This is a genomic window from Sphingomonas sp. P2_B6 (genome assembly GCF_056404755.1).
In genome coordinates, this window is record NZ_JBFUDK010000014.1 from 86,746 (window position 1) to 107,667 (window position 20,922).

26 protein-coding genes are annotated in these 20,922 nt (G+C 64.7%); 2 read left to right on the forward strand and 24 right to left on the reverse strand.

All coding sequences use genetic code 11. The annotated features are described in order from the left end of the window. Positions 1–11: 11 nt before the first annotated feature. The gene (locus AC1DX5_RS18365) at positions 12–1,253 is read left to right on the forward strand and encodes a metal-dependent hydrolase family protein (protein WP_465172796.1); all 1,242 of its coding nucleotides are present in this window, start codon (positions 12–14) and stop codon (positions 1,251–1,253) included. Between the two features lie 309 nt (positions 1,254–1,562). Here the strand turns inward: AC1DX5_RS18365 and guaA are convergent, their stop codons facing one another. After that, the gene (gene guaA, locus AC1DX5_RS18370; RefSeq protein WP_478016637.1) at positions 1,563–3,119 is read right to left on the reverse strand and encodes a glutamine-hydrolyzing GMP synthase; all 1,557 of its coding nucleotides are present in this window, start codon (positions 3,117–3,119) and stop codon (positions 1,563–1,565) included. A 59-nt stretch (positions 3,120–3,178) separates the two neighbouring features. Beyond that, the gene (locus AC1DX5_RS18375; protein ID WP_465172794.1) at positions 3,179–3,700 is read right to left on the reverse strand and encodes a hypothetical protein; all 522 of its coding nucleotides are present in this window, start codon (positions 3,698–3,700) and stop codon (positions 3,179–3,181) included. Between the two features lie 105 nt (positions 3,701–3,805). Between AC1DX5_RS18375 and AC1DX5_RS18380 the strand changes: the two genes are divergently transcribed. Further along, positions 3,806–4,903, forward strand: coding sequence for a 50S ribosomal protein L11 methyltransferase (locus AC1DX5_RS18380; protein ID WP_478016638.1), 1,098 nt, complete (start codon positions 3,806–3,808; stop codon positions 4,901–4,903). A 660-nt stretch (positions 4,904–5,563) separates the two neighbouring features. Here AC1DX5_RS18380 and AC1DX5_RS18385 read toward each other — a convergent pair. From AC1DX5_RS18385 to rpmC, 22 genes are all read right to left on the reverse strand, one after another. Further along, positions 5,564–7,696, reverse strand: coding sequence for a prolyl oligopeptidase family serine peptidase (locus tag AC1DX5_RS18385; RefSeq protein ID WP_478016639.1), 2,133 nt, complete (start codon positions 7,694–7,696; stop codon positions 5,564–5,566). Between the two features lie 97 nt (positions 7,697–7,793). Next, complete coding sequence (rplQ, locus tag AC1DX5_RS18390) at positions 7,794–8,216, reverse strand: 50S ribosomal protein L17 (protein WP_465172791.1); 423 nt, start codon at positions 8,214–8,216, stop codon at positions 7,794–7,796. Between the two features lie 193 nt (positions 8,217–8,409). Beyond that, positions 8,410–9,474, reverse strand: a complete 1,065-nt coding sequence (locus tag AC1DX5_RS18395) for a DNA-directed RNA polymerase subunit alpha (protein WP_465172790.1) — start codon at positions 9,472–9,474, stop codon at positions 8,410–8,412. A gap of 94 nt (positions 9,475–9,568) precedes the next feature. After that, positions 9,569–9,958 (reverse strand): 30S ribosomal protein S11, encoded by a 390-nt coding sequence (rpsK, locus tag AC1DX5_RS18400; RefSeq protein ID WP_034161671.1) that lies wholly within the window; start codon positions 9,956–9,958, stop codon positions 9,569–9,571. Between the two features lie 60 nt (positions 9,959–10,018). Further along, the gene (rpsM, locus tag AC1DX5_RS18405; protein WP_465172789.1) at positions 10,019–10,387 is read right to left on the reverse strand and encodes a 30S ribosomal protein S13; all 369 of its coding nucleotides are present in this window, start codon (positions 10,385–10,387) and stop codon (positions 10,019–10,021) included. A 218-nt stretch (positions 10,388–10,605) separates the two neighbouring features. Next, a complete protein-coding gene (locus AC1DX5_RS18410; RefSeq protein ID WP_465176314.1) occupies positions 10,606–11,955 on the reverse strand; it encodes a sensor histidine kinase in 1,350 nt (449 codons plus the stop codon). Beyond that, entirely contained in the window at positions 11,955–12,647 is a 693-nt protein-coding gene (locus AC1DX5_RS18415; protein ID WP_465172787.1) for a winged helix-turn-helix domain-containing protein, read from the reverse strand. Before AC1DX5_RS18415 ends, AC1DX5_RS18410 begins: the two co-directional genes overlap by 1 nt. Before the next feature lie 382 nt (positions 12,648–13,029). Beyond that, on the reverse strand, positions 13,030–13,587 hold the full coding sequence (locus tag AC1DX5_RS18420; RefSeq protein WP_478016640.1) for an SRPBCC family protein: 558 nt from the start codon (positions 13,585–13,587) through the stop codon (positions 13,030–13,032). 64 nt (positions 13,588–13,651) lie between these two features. Next, the gene (locus AC1DX5_RS18425; protein ID WP_465172785.1) at positions 13,652–14,302 is read right to left on the reverse strand and encodes an adenylate kinase; all 651 of its coding nucleotides are present in this window, start codon (positions 14,300–14,302) and stop codon (positions 13,652–13,654) included. A gap of 31 nt (positions 14,303–14,333) precedes the next feature. Beyond that, complete coding sequence (gene secY, locus AC1DX5_RS18430; protein ID WP_465176312.1) at positions 14,334–15,698, reverse strand: preprotein translocase subunit SecY; 1,365 nt, start codon at positions 15,696–15,698, stop codon at positions 14,334–14,336. Positions 15,699–15,885: 187 nt separating this feature from the next. After that, the gene (rplO, locus tag AC1DX5_RS18435) at positions 15,886–16,428 is read right to left on the reverse strand and encodes a 50S ribosomal protein L15 (RefSeq protein ID WP_478016641.1); all 543 of its coding nucleotides are present in this window, start codon (positions 16,426–16,428) and stop codon (positions 15,886–15,888) included. A 119-nt stretch (positions 16,429–16,547) separates the two neighbouring features. After that, positions 16,548–16,748, reverse strand: coding sequence for a 50S ribosomal protein L30 (gene rpmD, locus AC1DX5_RS18440; protein ID WP_272626183.1), 201 nt, complete (start codon positions 16,746–16,748; stop codon positions 16,548–16,550). 6 nt (positions 16,749–16,754) lie between these two features. Beyond that, entirely contained in the window at positions 16,755–17,477 is a 723-nt protein-coding gene (gene rpsE / locus AC1DX5_RS18445) for a 30S ribosomal protein S5 (protein WP_465172782.1), read from the reverse strand. Between the two features lie 2 nt (positions 17,478–17,479). Then, a complete protein-coding gene (rplR, locus tag AC1DX5_RS18450) occupies positions 17,480–17,839 on the reverse strand; it encodes a 50S ribosomal protein L18 (protein ID WP_465172781.1) in 360 nt (119 codons plus the stop codon). Further along, a complete protein-coding gene (rplF, locus tag AC1DX5_RS18455) occupies positions 17,839–18,372 on the reverse strand; it encodes a 50S ribosomal protein L6 (protein WP_465172780.1) in 534 nt (177 codons plus the stop codon). Before rplF ends, rplR begins: the two co-directional genes overlap by 1 nt. Beyond that, a complete protein-coding gene (rpsH, locus tag AC1DX5_RS18460) occupies positions 18,372–18,767 on the reverse strand; it encodes a 30S ribosomal protein S8 (protein WP_272626176.1) in 396 nt (131 codons plus the stop codon). The genes rplF and rpsH overlap by 1 nt, the downstream gene beginning before the upstream one ends. A gap of 10 nt (positions 18,768–18,777) precedes the next feature. Further along, positions 18,778–19,083: a 30S ribosomal protein S14 gene (gene rpsN, locus AC1DX5_RS18465; RefSeq protein WP_372852027.1), complete on the reverse strand. Its 306-nt coding sequence runs from the start codon at positions 19,081–19,083 to the stop codon at positions 18,778–18,780. Between the two features lies 1 nt (position 19,084). Then, positions 19,085–19,642, reverse strand: a complete 558-nt coding sequence (gene rplE, locus AC1DX5_RS18470) for a 50S ribosomal protein L5 (protein WP_478016656.1) — start codon at positions 19,640–19,642, stop codon at positions 19,085–19,087. Positions 19,643–19,673: 31 nt separating this feature from the next. Next, on the reverse strand, positions 19,674–19,991 hold the full coding sequence (gene rplX, locus AC1DX5_RS18475) for a 50S ribosomal protein L24 (protein WP_301085640.1): 318 nt from the start codon (positions 19,989–19,991) through the stop codon (positions 19,674–19,676). Further along, a complete protein-coding gene (gene rplN / locus AC1DX5_RS18480) occupies positions 19,991–20,359 on the reverse strand; it encodes a 50S ribosomal protein L14 (protein WP_332716285.1) in 369 nt (122 codons plus the stop codon). The genes rplX and rplN overlap by 1 nt, the downstream gene beginning before the upstream one ends. A 60-nt stretch (positions 20,360–20,419) precedes the next feature. Beyond that, a complete protein-coding gene (rpsQ, locus tag AC1DX5_RS18485; protein ID WP_372852031.1) occupies positions 20,420–20,692 on the reverse strand; it encodes a 30S ribosomal protein S17 in 273 nt (90 codons plus the stop codon). Between the two features lie 11 nt (positions 20,693–20,703). Beyond that, positions 20,704–20,922: a 50S ribosomal protein L29 gene (gene rpmC / locus AC1DX5_RS18490; protein WP_465172779.1), complete on the reverse strand. Its 219-nt coding sequence runs from the start codon at positions 20,920–20,922 to the stop codon at positions 20,704–20,706.

Below are 20,922 nucleotides of genomic sequence, written 5' to 3' on the forward strand. Positions count from 1 at the left end.
AGGAAGCACTCGTGACGCAGATCGTCCTTGAGAACGCGCGGATTTTCGATGGCGCCTCGGCGGATTGTGCCGAGGGGATGTCCGTCGTGATCGAAAACGACATGATCCGCGAAATAACCGATCGTCCCGTCAAGTCTGAGGACGCGCATCGCATCGACATCGACGGCAAGACCCTGATGCCCGGGCTGATCGACCTGCATATCCATGCCTATTTTTCCGATCTCAACACGCAGGTGGTCGATCGGCGGGACGCGCCCTACCGCACCGCGCATGCTGCCAGGATGCTCGGCCATGCGCTCGACTGCGGCTTCACGACCGTGCGGGATATCGGCGGCGGAGATTACAGCCTCGCGTCCGCGATTGCCGACGGCCTGATCCGGAGCCCGAGATTCTTCTACGCTGGCAAGGTCCTGTCGATGACCGGCGGCCATGCCGACATGCGTTTGCCCGGCGAATCCCGGCACACGCATGGCTATTGCTCATGCGGATCGATGAACTTTGCCGGCGTGATCGTTGACGGCGTCGACGAGTGCCTGAAGGCGACGCGCGAGGAACTGCGCCGCGGCGCCCATTGCATCAAGATCATGGGATCGGGCGGCGTGATGTCCCCCACCGATCCGATCTGGATGAACCAGTTCTGCGAGGACGAAATCCGCACGATCGTCAGGGAATGCACGGAACGGCGCACCTATGTCGCCTCGCACTGCCACCCCGTCAGCGCGATCCGTCGTTCAATCGACTATGGCGTCCGCTGTATCGAGCATGCCACGCTGATCGACGCCGGAACCGCCGACTATGTCGCAACAAAGGGCGCCTATGTCGTGCCGACGATGGCGGTGATCTTCGCGACGATGGAGGTCGGCGCTCGCCTCGGCACGCCGCCGGAGAATCTGGAGAAGTTCAAGGTCGCGCATGAAATGGCCATCGCCGGGCTCGACCACATGCGCAACGCCGGCGTGAAAATGGGATACGGCACCGATCTGATGGGCCCCACCTACGACCAGCAGTGCCGCGAGTTCGAGTTGCGCGCCGAGGTGTTCACGCCGCTCGAAATGCTGCGCCAGGCTACGTCGGTGGGGGCGGAGATTCTCATGGAGGAAGGCAAACTCGGCTGTGTTCGACCCGGCGCGTACGCTGACCTGATCGTGGTCGACGGCGATCCATTGACCGACATAGGCCTCCTCACCGCCAATGGTCGCAACCTGGACCTGATCATGCGCAGCGGCGAGATCATCAAAAACAGGCTAGGCTAACGCACCAGCGGTACACCGGCGCCCAAGGAGCGGGATGCTCGGCCTCGGTCACAGGACGATGGTCTTGTTCCCGTCCTGGAAAGTCCGATGCTCGGTGTGCCGGCGGACCGCGCGCGAGAGGGGCTGTCGTACCCCTGACGGTATCGGCGGTTTTGGGGAGTTCTAGAGCAGGTGGCACCGTCAGCGCGCCCGTCAATGCCGAGCGCTACTCTCGGATTGTCGTCGAATGTCTCTGTTTAGAACTGATTTTTAATCAGGTGCTTAGGTCGCATTCTGGCGTAGTCCCAGGCCCCTCTGGAGGGGCCTAAATCATTCCCACTCGATCGTGCCCGGCGGCTTCGACGTGTAGTCATAGGTCACGCGGTTGATGCCCTTCACTTCGTTCACGATGCGCGTCGCGACACGGGGGAGGAAGTCACCGGGGAACTGGAAGGCGACCGCGGTCATGCCGTCGGTCGAGGTGACCGCCCTGAGCGCCAGCACATTGTCATAGGTGCGGCCGTCGCCCATCACGCCGACGCTGCGCACCGGCAGCAGCACCGCAAAGGCCTGCCAGATCGCGTCATAGAGGCCCGCGTTGCGGATTTCCTCGAGATAGATGGCGTCGGCCTTGCGCAAGATGTCGCAGCGTTCCTTGGTGACCTCGCCGGGGATGCGGATGGCGAGGCCGGGGCCGGGGAACGGGTGCCGCCCGACGAAGATCTCCGGCAGGCCGAGCTCGCGGCCGAGCGCGCGGACTTCGTCCTTGAACAGTTCGCGCAGCGGCTCGACCAGCTTCATGTTCATGCGTTCGGGCAGGCCGCCGACATTGTGGTGGCTCTTGATCGTCACGGAAGGGCCGCCGGTAAAGCTGACGCTTTCGATCACATCGGGATAGAGCGTGCCCTGGGCGAGGAAATCCGCGCCGCCGATCTTGCGCGCTTCCTCCTCGAACAGGTCGATGAACGCGCCGCCGATGAACTTGCGCTTCTTTTCCGGATCAGTGAGGCCGGCAAGACCGCCGAGGAACTGCGCCTCCGCGTTCACATGGACCAGCGGGATGTTGYAATGGTTGCGGAACAGGGTGACGACCTGGTCTGCCTCGCCCGAGCGCATCAGGCCGTGATCGACGAACACGCAGGTCAGCTGCTCGCCGATCGCTTCATGGATCAGCACCGCCGCCACCGCCGAATCGACGCCGCCGGACAGGCCGCAGATCACCTTGCCCTTGCCGACCTGCGCGCGGATATCAGCGATCTTGGCGGCGCGGAATTCCGCCATGGTCCATTCGCCGGACAGGCCGCAGACATGGCGAGCGAAATTCGCGATCAGCTTCGCGCCGTCAGGCGTGTGGACCACCTCGGGGTGGAACTGCATCGCGTAATAGTGCCGCTCGTCATCGGCGATGATCGCATAGGGCGCACCCTTGCTCGCGGCGACGGGACGGAAGCCCGGGGCGAGCGCGGTGACCTTGTCGCCATGGCTCATCCAGACCTGGTGGTTCTCGCCCTCGCTCCACAGGCCGTCGAACAGCGCGCAAGCGTCGGTCACCTCGATCACGGCGCTGCCGAACTCGCCGCTGTCGCCCAGGGTGACGGTGCCGCCGAGCTGCGCCATCAGGACCTGCTGGCCGTAGCAGATGCCCATGATCGGCAAGCCGCTGTCGAGGATCTCCTGCGGGATACGCGGGCTGCCCTCTTCCAGCACCGAGGCCGGGCTGCCCGACAGGATCACGCCCTTGGGCTGCATCCGGGCAAAGGCCTCGGCGGCGGAATTGAAGGGGGCAATCTCGCTATAGACCCCCGCTTCACGCACGCGGCGGGCGATGAGCTGAGTCACCTGGCTGCCGAAATCGACGATGAGGATCGAGTCGCTGGGCTGTGTCATGCGGCCAGATAGCAGATGCGGCCCGGGGGGGAAGCCCCGCCAAGGCAGCAGCGCGGCGTTTAGTTCGCCGCGACCGCCGGGCCGTCGATCGTGACCTGCTCCACGCCGCGCTCGCCGACGCGGCAGGTGAAGTCGCGGTGCTCGGACGCCGTGTCGCGATAATCCTCGCGCAGGCCGAGCGTGCCGCGGATGATCCAGTCGGACGCGACCGCATCGACGATCGTCACCTTGTCGATCTTGGCGACGCGGGCGTAGCGGCGCCCTTCCGATTCGGCCGAGGAGACGCAGGCGTCGACCGCGGCTTCCTCGTCGGAGCGCGCGACCGAGACGGTGCGGTTGCCTTCCTCCGGCCCGATGACGGGCGTCGGCTCGACTTCCTCGGCCGCCTTCTTCTTGCCGACGCCCGACAGGATCGCGAACAGGCCGCCGGCGAGAACCGCGCCGAGCAGCACGTCGCCACCGTCGATCTTGTCGTGATCGCCACGATGCCGCGAACCATGGTGCTCCGCCTGGGCGGGAACTGAAGTGAGGCTCATCGCCACCAGCGCGGTGGCCGCGACTGCCTTGCCGAAAATCGTCATGTCCCGTCCCTTTCGATTCGATGACGTATCGATAGGTGAGTCGTGCTGTCCCGTCGATGAACCGCTTGTTTGGACAGCGGCCCCGCAACGTGCGAGGGGCCGCGGATGACGGATGACGGCAAGCTGGACGATATGGCGCGAGCCGGGTTCGAAGATCGAGTGGCGGCGGCGCAGGGCGACGGGCGGCAACTCGCCGATCTGGCGATGACCGCGAGCCGGATCGGCCTGGGTCCGCGCGTCTATGCACTGGCGCGCGAGGCGCAGGCGCTCGCGCCCGACGATGCCGATGTCGCGAGCAGCACCGGCGAGCTGATCGCGGGCGGCGTGCCCGGATGGCATTTCTACATGGTGCTCGACGAGGCCCGCAACAGAGCGTTCGAGGCAGCGATCAAGCGTGCGGTGACGCCGGAGAGCCGCGTGCTGGATATCGGCGCCGGGACCGGACTGCTCGCGATGATGGCCGCGCGGGCCGGGGCAGCCTCCGTGACGAGCTGCGAGATGAACCCGGCGATTGCGGATGCCGCAACCGAGATCGTGGCGCTGAACGGCTATGCCGACCGGGTGCGCATCCTGTCGGCGCCATCGACCGCGATCGGACCCGAGGATCTCGGCGGCAAGGCGACGCTGATCGTCTCCGAAATCGTGTCCAACAATCTGCTGTCCGAGGACGTGCTGCCGACCATGGCGGACGCTGTCGAGCGGCTGCTGGCGCCGGGCGGCAAGATGATCCCCGAGGCCGGGCAGATCGTCGTCTCGCTGGCCGACTGGGACGGCTATGGGCGCGACGGGATGGAGGATGTCGCCGGGTTCGACATGCGGCCGTTCAACCGGCTGGAGCAGCGCCCCCTGCGGCTGAAGGTCGGCGATCGCGGAATCGAACTGCGCGGCGAGCCCGCCGATCTGTTCGATTTCGATTTCACCACCGGCGGCCCCTGGCCGCACGAGCAGCGCAGCATCGAACTGGTCGCCGACGGCAATTACATCAACGGCGTGATCCAGTGGATCCGCCTGAAGGTCGACGCGAAGAGCAGCTATGAGAACCGGCCGAAGCCGGAGACCATGTCGAACTGGGCCGCGCTGTTCGTGCCGTTCGGCCGCGAGATCGTGCCGCCGGCGGGCACCATCATCCGCGTTTACGGCGCGCACGACCGGCACAGCGTGCGCATCTGGGTCGACGAGCAGATGATCGGAGCGGATCGCTAGAGCGGCGAGCGGTAAATCTGATCCTTTGGGATGGAGCAGCCGAAGGCGTATCGAGAGCCCGTATTGAAGGACAGGTGGTCGCGCGGAGCCTGTCCTTCGATACGCCCTCTCGATACGCCGCTACGCGGCTACTCGATGGCTACTCAGGACGAACGGGTGTTGGTGGCCGCGATTTAATGCAAGCTACTCTAGCCGCTCTCGTCATCTCCAAGCTGCAGCCTGGCAATGGTTCGACAATCGGAAAGAGCGCGCCGATCCAGGTCCGGCGAGGCGTGACATGCCAGATGCTGGATCATGGTTGAATCACTGCCGACGAGAAATGCGGGAGATATGGGACACCAAGGATGTCCCATATCTCCTGCCTGATGGCGTTAGATTTGATAATAATCGTTGTATATCAAATTCTTATTCAAAACCTTCGATGCCGGCCAGCAACGAATATGGGACACGCGAAAGCCGTCGAGCGACCGGAAGGTGGCGCAAACGCAACTCCGCGTCCTCCTTTTTGCTTCCCCGGCGAAGGCCGGGGTCCAGTTGGAATGGCGTTCGTGACGACGCGCAGCATCCGCTACCACCCCCCCAACTGGGCCCCGGCCTTCGCCGGGGAAGCGCGATGGGATAGGCGGCGTACGCGACCGCGGACAGGCAATGCTTCCCGCTTTAGCGCGTCGCCTTCACCGTCATGCCGGTCCAGGCCGCGGCGAAAGCCCAGCTGTCGGCGGCCTCGGCGATCACCTTGTCGGTCGGTTTGCCGGAACCATGGCCGGCGCGCGTCTCGATGCGGATGAGATGGGGCTTGGGCCCGATCCGCGCGGCCTGGAGCGCGGCGGTGTATTTGAAGCTGTGCCCGGGCACGACGCGGTCGTCGGTGTCGGCGGTCGTCACCATGATCGCAGGGTAATCCTGACCGTCCCTGATGTTGTGATAGGGCGAATAAGCGCGGAGCACGCGGAAATCGGCTTCCTTCGAGGGATAGCCATAATCGTCGACCCAGTAACGGCCTGCCGTGAAGCGATCGAAGCGCAGCATGTCCATCACGCCGACCTGCGGCAGCGCCGCGGCGAAGAGATCGGGGCGCTGATTGACCACCGCGCCGACCAGCAGGCCACCGTTCGAGCCGCCCTGGATGGCGAGCTTGCCCTTAGAGGTCACGCCCTGCGCGATCAGGTCCTCGCCGGCCGCAATGAAGTCGTCGAACACATTCTGCTTGTGCGCGAGGCGTCCGCCATCGTGCCATGCCTTGCCGTACTCGCCGCCGCCGCGGATATTGGCGACCGCGAGCACCCCGCCCTGCTCGAGCCAGGCGATCCGGGTCGCGGAAAAGGCCGGGTTCATCGACACGTTGAAGCCGCCATAGGCGTAGAGCAACGTCGGCGCCGGGCCGGCCGGCGAATCCTTGCGGCGGACGATGAACATCGGGACCTTCGTGCCGTCCTTCGATGCGTAGAAGCGCTGTGACACGTCATACAGGCCGGGATCGAACGCCACCTTGGGTTTGGCCCAGGGCGTCGCGGCACCTGTCTTCAGGTCGTAGCGATAGATGGTGGTGGGCGTCGCGAAACTGGTGAAGGCGTAGAACAGCTCGTCATCGTCCGCAGCACCACTGGTGCCGGCAACGCTGCCGATGCCGGGGAGCGCGACGACGCCGTCAGGCGTGCCGTCCAGGGCGTAGCGCCGCAGCTCCGACTTCACATCGACCAGATAGGAGGCGACCAGCTTGCCGCCGACGATCCCGGCACCCTCCAGCACTGCCTTGTCCTCCGGCACCACTTCATGGATCGCGGGCGCGGCCTGGCGCACGTCCATCGAGACGATGCGCAGGCGCGGCGCATTCTTGTCTGTCGTCCAGTAGAAGGTCGCGCCCACATTGCCGGCGAGCGACCATTCATTCTCCAGTCCCTTCACGATCGTGCGCGGCGTCGCTGCCGGATCGGTCAGGTCGAGGATGGTGATCTCGTAACGATTGTCGGTGCCCTCGGTGGTGGTGATGACCAGCCATTTGCCGTCCTCGGTCACCTGGGCGCTGTGTCCACGCTTCGGCGCGGCGGGCGTGGCGTAGATCAGCCGGTCGGCCGACTGGGCCGCGCCGAGCTTGTGGAAATAGACCTGCTGGTTCTCGTTGAGCGCCTGGAACCTGGTGCCCTCCGCCGGGGCGGCGAAGCGCGAATAATAGAAGCCGGAGCCGTCCTTCGCCCAGGACAGGTTGGAGAATTTGACCCATTCGACCGTGTCGGCGGCAATGTCGCCGGTCGCGACGTCGAGGATCTTCACCGTACGCCAGTCAGTGCCGCCGTCCTGCACCGAATAGAGGATATGCGTGCCATCCTCGGACGGGACCCATTCGCCCAGCGCGGTCGCGCCGTCCTTTGCCCAGGCATTCGGGTCGATCAGGACCCGGCCGGCACCATCGAGGGAGTCGCGGACGTACAGCACCGCCTGGTTCTGCAGGCCGCTGTTGCGCATGTAGAAATAGCGCCCACCCTTCTTCACCGGCACGCCGAACCGCTCATAATCGAGCAGCTGCTTCATGCGTGCAGCGAAGATGTCGCGCCCCGGCAGGCTTGCGAGATAGGCGTTGGTCACCGCATTCTCGTCGGCGACCCATTTGGCCACCGCCGTATCGGTGCGCACGTCATTCTCGAGCCAGCGATAGGGATCGGCGACCTTCACGCCGAACTGCTCGTCCACCGTGTCGCCACGGGTCGTCTGGGGATAGATCATGCTGGGGGCCTTGGTCTGAGCGGCGGCGGGAGTGGCGAGAAGGGACAAGATCAGCGGCAAGGCGCGACGCATCAAGGGCTTCCGGACAAGAAAAAAGGAGCCGCACCGTATCAGGTGCGACTCCTTTCTCAACTGATCCTCCCCGAGCAAGCTCGGGGAGGAATTAAATTTACGCGGCCTGATCGTAATCCTCGTCGGTCTGCACCGGGCCCGAATCCTGGCCCTTGGCGCTGACGTCGCGATCGACGAACTCGATGATCGCCATCGGCGATGCGTCCGAGGCGCGGATGCCGGCCTTGATGATGCGGGTATAGCCACCGTTGCGATCGGCGTAGCGCGACGCCAGGACGTCGAACAGCTTCACCAGCTGCGCATCGTCGAGCAGACGGGCATGCGCCAGGCGGCGGTTCGAAAGGCCGCCCTTCTTGGCGAGCGTGATCAGCTTCTCGACATAGGGGCGAAGTTCCTTCGCCTTGGCGGTCGTGGTCAGGATCTGCTCATGCTTGATGAGCGACGCCGACATGTTGCGGAACAGGGCGGTGCGGTGGGCCGAGGTCCGCTGAAGCTTACGGCCGCCTACGCGATGGCGCATGGTATCTTTCCTTCGTTCGTTAAGGGGCCGTTTGACGGAACCCCAGACCAGGCGGTGTTGAGGGCCACCGCCAATCGCCCATCTCTTTCAGCCAGCGCCGCGGCAAAGCCGCGTCGTCGGACGGTGCTGTAGCACCGCCGGCCGGGCCTCGCGATCAATCCGGGATTAGCGCCGCTAATCCCGGACGCGAGACTCAGCCCATAATCTCTTGTTCGAGCTTCTTGGCCATCTCTTCGATGTTCTCAGGCGGCCAGCCCGGGATTTCCATGCCGAGACGGAGACCCATGGACGACAGCACTTCCTTGATTTCGTTCAGCGACTTGCGGCCGAAATTCGGGGTGCGCAGCATCTCTGCTTCGGTCTTCTGGACCAGATCGCCGATATAGATGATGTTGTCGTTCTTGAGGCAGTTGGCCGAACGCACCGACAGTTCGAGCTCGTCGACCTTCTTGAGAAGGTAACGATTGATCTGCTGGGTATCGCCCGAAACCTCGCCGGCCGAAGACGGCGCGGCATGGCCGATCGGGGCCGACGGACGGACCGACGAATCGTCGAAATGGACGAACAGCGCGAGCTGGTCCTGCAGGATGCGGCCGGCATAGCCGACGGCGTCCTCAGGCGTGATCGTGCCGTCGGTCTCGATGGTGAGCGTCAGCTTGTCGTAATCGAGCTCCTGCCCGACGCGGGTGTTCTCGACCTTGTACGACACCTGGCGGACCGGCGAGTAGAGCGCATCCACCGGGATCAGGCCGATCGGGGCATCGGCCGGACGGTTCGCAACCGCCGCGACATAGCCCTTACCCACGTCAGCGGTCAGCTCCATGTTGAGCGTCGCGCCTTCGTCGAGATGGCAGATCACGAGATCGGGGTTCATCACTTCGATATCGCCCGACACCGCGATGTCGCCGGCCTTCACGTCGGCCGGGCCGGTCGCGGAGAGCTGGAGACGCTTCGGGCCTTCGCCCTGCATGCGCAGCGCGATCTGCTTCACGTTCAGGACGATGTCGGTCACGTCTTCACGCACGCCGGCGAGCGACGAGAATTCGTGGAGAACGTTCTCGATCTTGATCGAGGTAACGGCAGCACCCTGAAGCGACGACAGCAGCACGCGGCGCAGCGCGTTGCCGAGCGTCAGGCCGAAGCCACGCTCGAGCGGTTCGGCCACGAAGGTCGCCTTGCGCTTGGGATCGCCACCCGGCTTCTTCTCGAGGCCATTGGGCTTCTTCAGTTCCTGCCAGTTCTTAGCATTGACGGACACGGGCTTCCCCTTGGTTTTGGGCCTGAGCGGGGTAACTCAGACCATGTGGGAATCGTCCGCGCGGCGCGATCAACCGCGCGCGGACGAGACGAAATCAGACGCGGCGGCGCTTGGAGGGCCGGACGCCATTATGCGGGATCGAGGTCACGTCGCGGATCGAAGTGATCTGGAAGCCGACCGCCTGCAGCGCGCGAAGCGCCGACTCGCGGCCCGAACCCGGACCCTTTACTTCCACTTCGAGCGTGCGGACGCCGTGCTCGGCGGCCTTCTTGCCGGCATCCTCGGCTGCGACCTGGGCCGCATACGGAGTCGACTTGCGGCTTCCCTTGAAGCCCATCATGCCGGCCGACGACCACGAGATCGCGTTGCCCTGGGCATCGGTGATCGTGATCATGGTGTTGTTGAAGCTGGCGTTCACGTGCGCGACGCCAGAGGTGATGTTCTTGCGCTCACGCCGCTTAATGCGCTGAGGTTCGCGTGCCATGTTGAAATCCTAACCCTGTAGCTGGAAGGCGAGCCGCCCCGAAAGGAACGGCTCAGCGCATCACTTCTTCTTGCCGGCGATCGGCTTGGCCTTGCCCTTGCGGGTGCGCGCATTGGTATGCGTGCGCTGGCCGCGGACCGGAAGGCCCTTGCGATGGCGAAGGCCGCGATAGCAGGCCAGATCCATCAGGCGCTTGATGTTCATCGCCGTCTGGCGACGAAGATCACCCTCGACCGTATAGTCGGCGTCGATCGCTTCGCGGATGTGCAGCACTTCCTGATCGGTCAGGTCCTGCACGCGGCGCTCAGGGGCGATGCCCAGCTTGGTGGTGATTTCCTTGGCCTTGGTATCGCCAATGCCGTGGATGTAGGTCAGCGCGATAACAACGCGCTTGTTGGTCGGGATGTTGACACCCGCAATACGAGCCATGAAATTTATTCTCCTGCTCCACAGGGCGTGCATGGCTGCAGCCGCCCCATCTCAACGCGTTAACATCCGAACGCAAGATAACGGCGTGCGCAAACATGCGCCGCCGGGACCCGGTGTTTCGGAATAATCGCCAAATAGGAGAGCGAGTCGCCCATGTCAAGCGCGACACCCCGATTCCCGACTATCGACCGGTTCGTCGCGCGTCCGCCGCAGGTCCTTTACGCCGGCAGAACGATCGCCGCAATCAGCCCTGGCGCATTATCGCCCAGCTCGAGCCGCCCGCCATGCAAGCGGGCGACCGCCTCGATCAGCGACAGACCAAGTCCGGCGCCGGGCGTGCTGCGCGCATTGTCCAGCCGGCCGAAGCGGCGCAGCGCCTGCTCGCGGTCCTCCGCGGCGATGCCGGGCCCACGATCCTCGACCTGGATTCGGACCTCACCCCCCTGCCCCGTCAGCCGCAAGGTCACCTCGCCACCCTGGGCGCCGTGGCGCAGCGCATTGTCGACCAGGTTGGCGATCGCCTGGGTCATCAACTCGCGGTGGAGGATCAGGCGCGGCGGATGAGTGTCGAGCACCGTCGCGAAGCGCAGGCCGGCATCCTCGGCCACGGGTGCGTAGAGTTCGGCGATCTCCTCGATCAACGCCGCGGGATCGATGCTGGCGAACCGATCGCGCGACACCGATTCCGACCGGCTGATCTCGATGAGCATGCTCAGCATGCGCATCACCAGATCGGTCTCGGTCAGGAGTCCGCCGAGCGCTGCCTCGCGCTGTGCCGGGTCGGCGAGCAGGACCGCGTTCTCGGTCTTGGTCCTGAGCCTGGCCAGCGGCGAGCGCAGATCATGCGCGAGGCTGTCGGTGACCAGCCGCAATTCGACCATCAGCCGCTCGACCTTGTCGAGCATCGCGTTGAGGCGGGTGGCAAGCCGGTCGAACGCATCCCCGCCGCCCGAGGCGCTGGCGACGCGGCGTGACAGGTCACCGCCGGCCACGCCCTCGATCACGTCGGCGACCCGGTTCAGGCGGCGTCCGACATAACGGGTCACGACCAGGCCACCGACGATGCCGAGCCCAAGCGACAACAGCATCGCAAGCAGCAATGCTCGTTCGATCCCGCGCTGCACCTGTTCCCAGTCGTCGAGCATCCGCCCGCTGATGAGGCGCAGGGCGCCGATCCGCCGCACCGAATAGCCGGCATCGCGCAACGACCAGGGCGGCGACGCGCCGATCCGGCCAATGCGGAAATCGACCGATTCCGACGGGGCGATCGTCGCGATCTCCGGGCCAATGCCCGCCACGCGCTTCCCCCGTCCGTCGATCACCGCGATGATCAGCGAGAGGTCGCCAGGGGCCCGCGCTTCCTCGATCGTCTGGTCGAGCGCGCGCAGCCCGCCCGCCCGCCAGACCGAGACGAGCGCATCGGCCTGTTCGGCGGTATCACGACGCAGCGAATCGATCGCGTCGTCATGTACCTGCCGCCAGATGAAGGTCACCAGGACGAGATTTGAAACAAGGGCCAGCGCGATCGCGAGCAACGCAATGCGCGCCGTGACCGACAGACGCCACATCAGGTGTCGGCCGAGAGCCGGTATCCCGCGCCGCGCACCGTGTGGAGAATCGGGGCGGCGAACCCTTCCTCGATCTTGCGGCGCAGCCGCCCGATATGGACGTCGACCACGTTCGATCCGGGATCGAAATGATAGTTCCAGATCTTTTCGAGCATCATCGTGCGCGTCACCACTTGCCCGGCATGGCGGGCGAGGAATTCGAGCAGGTTGAATTCGCGCGCGCCGAGCGCGATCGGCCGGCCGTCGCGCGCGACCGTGCGGGCGAGCAGGTCGATCTCCAGATCGCCGACGACAAGGCGAGTCGTCTGGTTTTCGCTGGCGACGCGATCGGCGCGGCGGAGCAGCGCCTCGATCCGCGCGGAAAGCTCCGCGAAGGAAAAGGGTTTGACGAGATAATCGTCAGCGCCGGCATGAAGCCCATCGACCCGGTCGTCGACCGTCGCCAGCGCGGACAGGATCAGGACGGGAGTACGGATGCCGGCCGCGCGGATCGCGCCGATCATCGCCAGGCCGTTCAGCCCGGGCAACATGCGGTCGGCAACGATCAGATCGAAAATGCCCTCGCTGGCGAGAAACAGGCCGTCGCGGCCGTCCCCACAGGTTTCGACGGCAAAACCGGCCTCTCCCAGCCCCTTGGCGAGATAGCCGGCCGTCGCGGCGTCGTCTTCGACGATCAGGATCTTGCGGGTCATCGGCGGCATTCCGGTCGGTGCCTTTCTGCCTTTACAGCAAAATTGGCCGGCGGAAAGCGAACCTTCCGCCGSCCACGACGCCCCCGGGAGTGCGGACGCCGATTCAAGGAGTTTGGTGCCCGGCGCGCTGGGCACGGACCCTGAGTAGCGGCCCGCCCCGCACCTGCCGATGACGGCGATGTGAAGAATTCGTCATGAAGCACCGGCGAAGCGGCAAAGGCGCAAATCGCCCCTCCGTTCGTCCTGAGTAGACATTGAGCTTGTCGAAATGGCGTATCGAAGGACAAGCCTCGCGCCATGTCCCTCGATACGGGTCTTCGATACGCCTTCGGCTACTCCGCCCCTACTCAGGACGAACGGAAGGGTTCAGCTTTGTCCGGCCCTAGCGCTGCGGCGCCGGGGCGGGCGGCGGCGGGGCCTCGGCGGCGGATTTCAGGTTCAGCACCTGCAGCGCCAGGACCTCGTCGACCTTGGGCGCAAGCGTATCGGCGCCGGCGCGGACATAGCCGCTGACGATATAGCTGAGCGTCAAGCGCGTGGCGTTCGCGCCTTCAGGGGCAAGCTTGAAGGTCAACGTACCGACCACCGCTTCGGCCTGGAGCGGCCCCAGCGCGCCCGACAGGCGGATCATCTGGGGCGGCTGGATATAGAGGATCCGGGCATGCTCGACGCTGCCCCGACGATCGGGGAAACGTTCGCAGAAGCAGCCGGTCGCCTGGCCGTCCATGTAGAGATTGGCCGAATCGTCGCTGTAGGTGTGTTCCTTGCTCCACCAGCGTTGCGGCGAGCGCAGCGTATCCCAGACCCGGGCGATCGACGCGTCGACGGTGACGACCTGACTGATTTCTATGGTGGTCGGCGTCGCGGACACGACTTCGGCCGCGGCCGGGCCGGCAAACGACAGCGCGATGACGACGCCCAAAGGACCGAAAGGCTTCATCGACGCTCTCCCCCTGACCCGGCGCATCATATGCCCTGCGCCGGGAACGGCAAGCGACGCGGGCCTATTTCCCGTCGAGGATTGCCTCGATCGCCTGAGTCACCTGGTCGATATCCCCCATGCCGTCGACGCGCGACACCAGGCCGCGGGCCTCGTAGATCGGCAGGATCGGCGCGGTCTTGGCGCGATATTCGGCCATGCGGGTGCGCACGGTTTCCGCATTGTCGTCGGGACGGCGCTTGAACTCGGTCGAGCCGCACACATCGCAGACGCCCGGTACCCTGGGCTGCTTGTAATGATCGTGATAGCCCTCGCCGCACTTGGCGCAGGTGTAGCGACCGACGATGCGGTCGACGAGCGCCTCTTCATCGACGCTCAGCTCGATCACATGGTCGAGGGTCCGGCCGCGCTCGCTCAGCAACGCGTCGAGCTGCTCGGCCTGGGCGGCGGTGCGGGGATAGCCGTCGAAGATCACGCCATTGGCCGTGTCGGGCATGTCGAGCCGTTCACCGATGATGCCCGAGACGATCTCGTCCGAGACGAGTTCCCCCGCCTCCATCACCGATTTGGCCTTGAGGCCAACCGGGCTGCCGGACTTCACCGCGGCGCGCAGCATGTCGCCGGTGGAAAGCTGGACCATGCCCCGATCGGCCATCAACCGGCTCGCCTGGGTGCCCTTGCCCGCGCCCGGCGGACCCAGGAGAATGATATTCAAGGCCGTTCCCCTCATTTCGATGTCACCCCTCTCAACGGAGGCGGCCACCCTTCAACTTGGCCTTCTTGATCAGATCGCCATATTGATGCGCGAGCAAGTGGCTCTGGATCTGAGTCACCGTATCCATCGTCACGTTGACGACGATCAGCAGGCTGGTGCCGCCGAGATAGAACGGGATGCTCAGCGCCGACACCAGATATTCGGGCAACAGGCAGATGATCGTCAGATAGGCCGCACCGATCACGGTAATGCGCGTCAGCACATAATCGAAATAGGTTTCGGTGTTCTTGCCCGGACGGATGCCCGGAATGAAGCCGCCATAGCGCTTCAGATTGTCGGCCGTCTCCTCGGGATTGAACACCACGGCGGTGTAGAAGAACGAGAAGAAGATGATGCCCGCGCCGTACAGCCCCATATATACGGGCGATCCGTGCTGGAGATACTGGTTCAGGCCGATGATGACATCGCCCCACCAGCTCTCGCCCGCGACGCGGTTGCCGGCGAACTGAGTGATCGTCAGCGGCATCAGCAGCAGCGACGAGGCGAAGATCGGCGGGATCACGCCCGCGGTGTTGAGCTTGAGCGGCAGATGGCTGCGATCGGCCTGCATGCCGCGCTGCGTCTGTCGCTTCGGATACTGGATCAGGATGCGGCGCTGCGCGCGCTCCATGAAGCAGATGAAGAGGATCAAGGCCACGACCGCGATGATGATGCCGATCAGGCGCACCGCATCGAGCGAGCCGGAGCGGCCGCCCTCGAACAGGTTGTACAGGGTGCGCGGCAGGCTGGCGACGATGCCGGCCATGATGATCAGCGACATGCCGTTGCCGATGCCGCGGCTGGTGATCTGCTCACCGATCCACATCAGGAACATGGTGCCGCCGACCAGGCTGACCACCGCGCCGATACGGAACAGCATGCCGGGTTCGATCACGGCCTGCAGGCCATTGCTGGCACCCAGCGCCTCGAGCCCGACGGCAATGAAATAGCCCTGCACCGCGGTGAGGCCGACGGTGCCGTAGCGGGTATATTGGTTGAGCCGCTTGCGGCCGCTTTCGCCTTCCTTCTTGATCGCGGCGAGCGTCGGCGACAGCGAGGTCGCGAGCTGAACGACGATCGAGGCAGTGATATAGGGCATCACGCCGAGCGCGATCAGGCTCATCCGGCTGAGCGAGCCGCCCGAAAAGGCGTTGAAGAAATCGAGCACGCCGCCCGACGTATGCTGCGAAAGCTGGGCGAGCACGGACGGATCGATGCCCGGCAGCGGCACATAGCTGAGCATGCGGAAGATGATCAGCGCGCCGATCGTGAACCACAGGCGCTTCTTGAGATCAGTCGCCTGAGAGAATTTCGACAGGCTGATGCCGGAGGCCATCGAGTCGGCTGCGGATGCCATAAGTGTGATCGTCCCAAAAAAGCCTGGGGGGAAACAAAAGCGGCGGGAAACGTTTTATCGCCCCGCCGCTCATATAGGGGCCCGATCGGGCTTGTCTAAGGGCTTTGATGCCGGATCCGCGACAACGGCGCGAGGCCGATCACAAAAACCCCTCGCGGTACCCGGCTCGCGCCGGGCCCGCAGGAAGTTACGCCTTGAACGAAGCCTTGTGCGCGATGCGCTCGAGACGGGCCACGCCCTTCTTGGCCTTGGCCTTTTCGGCGGCGGGCACGACGACGAGAACGTCGACCTTGCCGCCTGCCTTCTCGACCGCCTCGATCGCGCCCTTCGACGCGCCGGCGACGGTGAAGCTGAGCTTCGCCGAGAACTCGCCCTTGCCGAGCAGACGGACGCCGTCCTTGCCGCCACGGGCCAGGCCGGCGGCCTTCAGCGCGTCATGGTCAAGCGCGGCACCGGCCTCGATCTTGCCGGCATCGACGGCCTTCTGGATCGCGCCCAGGTTCACCTCGGCATAATCCTTGGCGAAGATGTTGTTGAAGCCRCGCTTCGGCAGACGCMTGTGGAGCGGCATCTGGCCGCCTTCGAAGCCGGCGATGGACACGCCCTCACGGCTCTTCTGGCCCTTGATGCCGCGGCCGCCGGTCTTGCCCTTGCCGGAACCGATACCACGGCCGACCCGCATACGGGACTTGCGGGCACCTGCATTGTCGCGGAGTTCGTTCAGTTTCATGTCGTGCACTCGCTTTCGCTTTTGTCGCGCTGATTAAAAAGGCTGAGGGCGGAACAGGTCGAACCTGCGTTCGAGCCGTTCCGCCCCTCACCCTCCCCTGACGGGGAGGATCATTGAGGTCAACCCTCGACCGATACCATGTGCGCGACCTTGCGGATCATGCCCCGAACCTCGGGGCTGTCCTGCAATTCGCGCGTCTTGTGCATCTTGTTGAGGCCGAGACCGATCAGCGTCGCGCGCTGATCCTTCTCGCGGCGGATCGGCGAACCCGTCTGAGTCACCTTGATCGTGCCGCCGGCGGCTTCTTTCTTCTTCGCCATTCTGTCTTACTCCGCGATCGCTGCGGCGTCAGCCTCGGCGGCCTGCGAGCCACCACGGCCGAGCAGGTCGGCGATCTTCTTGCCGCGACGCTGCGCGACCGACTTCGGGCTGACCTGAGTGGTCAGCGCCTCGAAGGTCGCACGGATCATGTTGTACGGGTTCGACGTGCCGACYGACTTGGTCACCACATCGGCCACGCCCAGGCTCTCGAAGACGGCGCGCATCGGGCCGCCCGCGATGATGCCGGTGCCCTGCGGCGCCGAACGCACCGTCACGAGGCCGGCGCCGAAATGGCCCTTGCCGTCATGATGCAGCGTGCGACCCTCGCGGAGGGGAACGCGGACCATTGCCTTCTTGGCAGCAGCCGTCGCCTTGGAAATGGCTTCCGGCACTTCGCGCGCCTTGCCATGACCGAAGCCGACCCGGCCCTTGCCGTCGCCCACGACGACGAGTGCTGCGAAGCCGAAGCGCTTGCCGCCCTTCACCGTCTTCGAGACGCGGTTGATGTGGACCAGCTTCTCGATCAGCTCTTCGCCGCCATCGTCGGTCGCGCCGCGACGATCGTCGCGACGGCCACGATTGCCGTCACGGCCGCCACGGCCGCGATTGTCGCCGCCGCCCGGGCCGCCACGGCCACGGCCGCCACGCGGACCACGGCCCTGCGGCGCGTCCTGCGGAGCAGCTTCGCCGCCGGCAACGACGTCCGTCGTGTTGATTTCGTCGGCCATTCTTAGAACTCCAATCCGGCTTCACGCGCGGCTTCCGCCAGCGCCTTCACGCGACCGTGGAACAGGAAGCCCCCACGGTCGAACACGACCTTGGTGACGCCTGCCTGCTTCGCCGCTTCGGCGACGCGCTTGCCGACCAGGACGGCAGCATCGATGTTCGCGCCGGACGTGCCGCGCACGTCCTTCTCCAGGGTGGAGGCGGAAGCGACCGTCTTGCCCTGGGCGTCGTCGATCACCTGAGCATAGATGTGCTTGCCCGAACGGTGCACCGACAGCCGCGGACGGCCGGCAGCACGACCGCGGAGCGCGGTGCGATTGCGAAGACGGCGCTTCGCAAAGAGGGAGAGACCTTTGGTGCTCATTACTTCTTTTTCCCTTCCTTGCGGAAGATGAACTCACCGTCGTACTTGATGCCCTTGCCCTTATAGGGCTCCGGCTTACGCCACTGACGGATCTCCGCGGCCAGCTGACCGACCTTCTGCTTGTCGGTTCCCGAAATCTCGACGGTCGTGTTGTCCGGCGTCTTCACCTCGAGGCCTTCCGGCACGTCGATGTTGACGTCGTGGCTGTAGCCGAGCTTCAGGTTCAGCACCCGGCCCTTGGCGTCCGCACGATAACCCACGCCGTTGATCAGCAGCTTCTTGGTGAAGCCGTCCGACACGCCGGTGATCAGGTTCTGCACCAGGGTACGCTGCATGCCCCAAAAGGCGCGGGCGCGCTTGGTGTCGTTCGCCGGGTTCACCGAGATGCCGTCGTCCTCGAGGACGTAGCTGATCTCTTCGCGCAGCGGCATGGACAGGGTGCCCTTGGGGCCCTTGACGCTCAGCTGCTGGCCTTCGATCGTCGCGGTCGTACCGCTCGGGATCGCGACCGGCTTTTTACCGATGCGGCTCATCAGAATACCTCCGCCAGCACTTCGCCGCCGACATTCTGCTCGCGCGCTTCCGCGTCGGACAGAACGCCGCGAGGCGTCGAGACGATCGTGATGCCCAGGCCGTTCATGACGCGGGGCAGCTCGGTTGCGCCCGAATAGACGCGGCGACCGGGCTTCGAGACGCGCGCGACATGCTTGATCGCAGGCTGGCCCTCGAAATATTTCAGCTCGATGCGGATGCCCTTTGCGGGACCCATCTCTTCTTCGCTGTAGCCACGGATATAGCCCTCGCGCTGAAGCACGTCGAGCACACGGGCCCGCAGCTTGGACGCGGGCGACAGGACGGAGTCCTTGCGCGCGCGCTGGCCGTTGCGGATGCGGGTGAGCATATCACCCAGGGGATCGGTCAATGCCATCTCGTGATCCTTACCAGCTCGACTTCGTAACGCCCGGGATCAGGCCCTTGTTGGCCAGATCGCGCAGCTGAATACGGCAGAGGCGGAACTTGCGGTAATAAGCGCGGGGACGACCCGTCACCTCGCACCGGTTGCGGATGCGCGTCGGGTTACCGTTGCGCGGGATTTCCGCCATCTTCAGGCGAGCGATCAGGCGATCGCCGTCATCGAGCGAATTGTCCGCCGCGATCGCCTTCAGCTTCGCATAGGCGCCGGCGTATTTCTTCACCAGCAGCTTGCGACGCTCGTTCTTGTTCACAGAACTCTTCTTAGCCATCTTACGCTGCCTTCTTTTCTTCGTCGGCTTCGATCGGGAACGGGAAGCCGAACAGGCGGAGCAGCTCGCGCGCTTCGTCGTCGGTCTTCGCCGTGGTCGTCACGATCACGTCCATGCCGCGGATCTTGTCGACCTTGTCGTAGCTGATTTCCGGGAAGATCAGCTGCTCCTTCAGACCGCAGGCATAGTTGCCGCGACCATCGAAGCTCTTCGGGTTCAGCCCGCGGAAATCGCGAACGCGCGGCAGCGCGATCGTGATGARGCGGTCGAGGAACTCGTACATGCGCTCGCGGCGAAGAGTGACCTTCACGCCGATCGGCATGCCTTCACGCAGCTTGAACTGCGCGATCGACTTCTTCGCCTTGGTGACGACGGGCTTCTGACCTGCGATCAGCTCCATCTCGCCAGCGGCCTGATCGACCTTCTTCTTGTCCTGCGTCGCTTCGCCAACGCCCATGTTCAGGACGATCTTGTCGAGGCGCGGAACCTCCATCACGTTCTTGTAACCGAACTTCTCGGTCATCGCCTTGACAATGCGATCCTCGTAGATCGCCTTCATCCGCGGCTTGTGCGCCGCCTTCTGATTTGCATCAGCCACTGATCGTCTCCCCGGACTTCACGGCCACGCGGACCTTCTTGCCGTCCTTGGTTTCAAAACGAACGCGCGTCGGCTTGCCGTCGGCGGTCACATGAGCGACCTTCGAAACGTGCAGCGGCGCTTCGGCGCGCTTCAGGCCGCCCTGGGGGTCGCCCTGGCTCGGCTTAGTGTGACGGATCGCTATGTTCACGCCCGACACGATGACCTTGCCGTCCTTGGGCAGGGCCTGGGTGACTTCACCGGTCTTGCCCTTGTCCTTGCCGGACAGGACGATGACGCGGTCACCCTTCTTGATCTTCGCAGCGGCCATTACAGAACCTCCGGCGCCAGGCTGATGATCTTCATGTGCTTGCGCGCACGCAGCTCGCGCACCACCGGGCCAAAGATACGGGTGCCGATCGGCTCCTCGTTCTTGTTGACCAGCACGGCCGCGTTCGAATCGAAGCGGATCACGGTGCCATCGGCGCGGCGAATGTCCTTCGCCGTACGCACGATGACGGCACGGTGCACGTCGCCCTTCTTCACGCGGGCACGGGGTGCCGCTTCCTTGATGCTGACGACGATGATGTCGCCAACGCCTGCCGTCCGGCGCTTGGACCCGCCAAGCACCTTGATGCACTGCACCCGCTTCGCGCCGCTGTTGTCAGCGACCTCGAGATTGGACTGCATCTGGATCATCGATCCGGTTCCTTCTCACATGGGGTCCGATTCCGACCGGGCCCCGCCTAAAACTCGGCCTTAGCCGTCGATGGTTGCCCGCTCGGGGGTCGCGTGGGTGTTGACCCGCTCGATCACCTTCCAGGTCTTCAGCTTGGAGATCGGCGCGGTCTCTTCGATCCGCACGGTTTCGCCCTGCTTGAACTCGTTGCCCTCGTCATGGGCATGATACTTCTTCGTACGGCGGATGATCTTGCCGTAGAGCGGGTGCTTCACCTTACGCTCGACGTTCACCACCACCGTCTTGTCGGTCTTGTCCGAGACGATCACCCCGGTCAGCACGCGCTTCGGCATGTCGGTCTTCCTTACTTGGCTTCGGCCGAGCGCACGCGCTGGCTCTGCAGGGTCTTGATGCGAGCGATGTCGCGGCGGACCTCACGCACCCGGCTCGGCTTTTCGAGCTGGTTCGTGGCTGCCTGGAAACGGAGGTTGAACGCCTCGCGCTTCAGGTTGCCCAGCTCCTCGTCGAGCTGGTCCTCGGTCTTCGCCTTGAGGTCGGAGCGACGGGTGTCGATCTTGCTCAT

Coding starts and splice junctions, on each gene's coding strand:
- rpmC (WP_465172779.1), bottom strand. CDS start 20,922: ATGAGCAAGATCGACACCCGTCGCTCCGACCTCAAGGCGAAGACCGAG.
- rplF (WP_465172780.1), bottom strand. CDS start 18,372: ATGAGCCGCATCGGTAAAAAGCCGGTCGCGATCCCGAGCGGTACGACC.
- rpmD (WP_272626183.1), bottom strand. CDS start 16,748: ATGGCGAAGAAGAAAGAAGCCGCCGGCGGCACGATCAAGGTGACTCAG.
- AC1DX5_RS18420 (WP_478016640.1), bottom strand. CDS start 13,587: ATGAAGCCTTTCGGTCCTTTGGGCGTCGTCATCGCGCTGTCGTTTGCC.
- AC1DX5_RS18410 (WP_465176314.1), bottom strand. CDS start 11,955: ATGTGGCGTCTGTCGGTCACGGCGCGCATTGCGTTGCTCGCGATCGCG.
- rplX (WP_301085640.1), bottom strand. CDS start 19,991: ATGGCCGCTGCGAAGATCAAGAAGGGTGACCGCGTCATCGTCCTGTCC.
- AC1DX5_RS18385 (WP_478016639.1), bottom strand. CDS start 7,696: ATGCGTCGCGCCTTGCCGCTGATCTTGTCCCTTCTCGCCACTCCCGCC.
- rpsK (WP_034161671.1), bottom strand. CDS start 9,958: ATGGCACGCGAACCTCAGCGCATTAAGCGGCGTGAGCGCAAGAACATC.
- rpsH (WP_272626176.1), bottom strand. CDS start 18,767: ATGGCATTGACCGATCCCCTGGGTGATATGCTCACCCGCATCCGCAAC.
- secY (WP_465176312.1), bottom strand. CDS start 15,698: ATGGCATCCGCAGCCGACTCGATGGCCTCCGGCATCAGCCTGTCGAAA.
- rplQ (WP_465172791.1), bottom strand. CDS start 8,216: ATGCGCCATCGCGTAGGCGGCCGTAAGCTTCAGCGGACCTCGGCCCAC.
- rplN (WP_332716285.1), bottom strand. CDS start 20,359: ATGATCCAGATGCAGTCCAATCTCGAGGTCGCTGACAACAGCGGCGCG.
- rpsQ (WP_372852031.1), bottom strand. CDS start 20,692: ATGCCGAAGCGCGTGCTGACCGGGGTGATCGTCTCGGACAAGACCGAC.
- AC1DX5_RS18375 (WP_465172794.1), bottom strand. CDS start 3,700: ATGACGATTTTCGGCAAGGCAGTCGCGGCCACCGCGCTGGTGGCGATG.
- AC1DX5_RS18380 (WP_478016638.1), top strand. CDS start 3,806: ATGACGGATGACGGCAAGCTGGACGATATGGCGCGAGCCGGGTTCGAA.
- AC1DX5_RS18415 (WP_465172787.1), bottom strand. CDS start 12,647: ATGACCCGCAAGATCCTGATCGTCGAAGACGACGCCGCGACGGCCGGC.
- rpsN (WP_372852027.1), bottom strand. CDS start 19,083: ATGGCTAAGAAGAGTTCTGTGAACAAGAACGAGCGTCGCAAGCTGCTG.
- rplR (WP_465172781.1), bottom strand. CDS start 17,839: ATGAGCACCAAAGGTCTCTCCCTCTTTGCGAAGCGCCGTCTTCGCAAT.
- rpsM (WP_465172789.1), bottom strand. CDS start 10,387: ATGGCTCGTATTGCGGGTGTCAACATCCCGACCAACAAGCGCGTTGTT.